Origin of the sequence: Streptomyces sp. NPDC093065 (genome assembly GCF_044754585.1) — a bacterium.
Classification (GTDB): domain Bacteria; phylum Actinomycetota; class Actinomycetes; order Streptomycetales; family Streptomycetaceae; genus Streptomyces.
The window spans coordinates 1-1,618 of sequence record NZ_JBIVPJ010000063.1 but is presented as its reverse complement, the minus strand read 5'-3'; the positions used below and the strand labels follow the sequence as shown (position 1 = coordinate 1,618).

The following is a 1,618-nucleotide window of genomic DNA, read 5'->3' as shown; positions in this document are numbered from 1 at the left end:
CCGGTCGGGGAGCAACGGCTCAATCCGCGCCCACTGCGCATCAGTCAACGGCACACCCGGACCAACGACTGACTGATCCAAACGAAACTGCCTAGGTACGGCACGCCCTGCAGATCTGCCACCACCAGTGTTCGACACGGCCGCCCTCCTTCAGGGCCGCGACACCCGCTCCGTCTCCGCCCAGCTCATCAACTACTGAGCTGGCTCCCTGCACAGGACAACGAGCCCGGCACGCGTGGAGCGAGTTGGCTAGGTCGTGTGGTGGCGCCGCCGACACCAGGTACGCAGCTCTCGCACTCGATTGCTTGCAGAGCCGTCGACATCCGGACGAAATCAGTCGAGGCTCGAATCATCGGACTCTTCGAGCAGGCGGGCCGCGAGGTCGTCAGCCCATTCCAGGGCCCAGGTGCGAAGAGCGGTGACGGTGGCGTCGTCGAGGCCGTAGGCGGCGAAGGCTTCGTCGTCGGTCCACTCGGCTCCGGCAAGGTTTGCCTGCAGGTCTTCACTCTCGAAGCGGCCGCGGGCATGGCGGCGGCCGAATTCTTCGAGGTCGGCGCTGTTCCAGCGGCGGGAGGCTGCGAACACGTCGATCAGGTCGCGAGGGGCTCCGCGATCGGCGAGGGCGCGGACCTTGGTTCCGATCACGTCCTCCTCTGCGAGGACGGGCCCGTACGGGCTCTGGGTGACCGGCCGCCAGAAGTTCTCCTTGAGGATGTCGACCTCGCATTCCTGTCCGGTGGCCGGGTCGGTCACGGTGAAGCGGGCGGACAGCGGGGCGGTCTCCAGCGCGTCCACCTGCCAGCCGCGGCCTTCCAGGCCGGCACGCAGCGTCGCTGCGATGTCGGCCATGGGCGCGGGATTCTCGGTGGCGACATCGAGGTCCTGGCTGGGGCGATCGACCAGGCGGTGCGCCCGGACGGCATAGCCGCCGGTGAGGACCAGGGGGTAGGGGGAGCCGAGGGCGATCACATCTGCCAGGAGCCGGGTGTGCAGCTCCGGCATGTCCGTCACGCGGCTGCCCGGGTGCGGGAGGCAAGTTGAGGGAAGGCGTCCTCCCAAACCGTGCGCACCGTGCGGCCGACGAGGGTACGCAGCACCGGCCACAGGTCAAGGAGCAGGTCGCGGTTGAGGTAGCGGGGAAGATCCTTGCGCAGTCCCTCGTGGAGGACAGTGCGGTACAGGCCCATACGCTGGCGCGGCTTGCTCAGGTCGTACGTGGTCAGCCCGGACCAGGCCATGTGCAGCGGCAGCTCGACGACCCCCTGGGTGGGGCCGTGCAACTCGTCCAGCGACTCCGGCAGGCGGCGCCGGAACTTTTCCCGGTACAGCGCGAGGTTGTCGGCGTCCGCGCCTGAGGGGTTCCTCGGCGCGTGTGCGGGGCGGTGTGGGCTGGAAGCCATGCCCCCATTATGGCGGCCCGAGAGACGGGATGGGTCACCTTGGGGGGAGGGGGAGAAACGTCCGGGGCGAGTGGGCGCGGATCTTCGGGAGGAAGCGAGCAGGGTGCCAAAGTCCGCTCCGTCCTAAGACCGTGTCCTACGTGGTGAGGCGGATCAGTCGCTTGTAGCAGCACAGGGTGGCGGCGAGGCCGAGAAAGGCCAGGTAGTTGCGGGGATCG

General features: G+C 68.4%; 2 protein-coding genes. Both read right to left on the bottom strand.

Annotated features, from left to right (window positions below; genetic code table 11):
* Positions 1-333: 333 nt before the first annotated feature.
* Positions 334-1,002, bottom strand: coding sequence for a nucleotidyl transferase AbiEii/AbiGii toxin family protein (locus ACIQFU_RS38630; RefSeq protein WP_402558066.1), 669 nt, complete (start codon positions 1,000-1,002; stop codon positions 334-336).
* A 5-nt stretch (positions 1,003-1,007) separates the two neighbouring features.
* On the bottom strand, positions 1,008-1,400 hold the full coding sequence (locus tag ACIQFU_RS38625; protein ID WP_402558065.1) for a hypothetical protein: 393 nt from the start codon (positions 1,398-1,400) through the stop codon (positions 1,008-1,010).
* Positions 1,401-1,618: the final 218 nt, after the last annotated feature.

What these genes read in the sequence shown, in the direction of transcription:
- ACIQFU_RS38630 (WP_402558066.1), bottom strand. Translation starts at nt 1,002, where the DNA reads ATGCCGGAGCTGCACACCCGGCTCCTGGCAGATGTGATCGCCCTCGGC.
- ACIQFU_RS38625 (WP_402558065.1), bottom strand. Translation starts at nt 1,400, where the DNA reads ATGGCTTCCAGCCCACACCGCCCCGCACACGCGCCGAGGAACCCCTCA.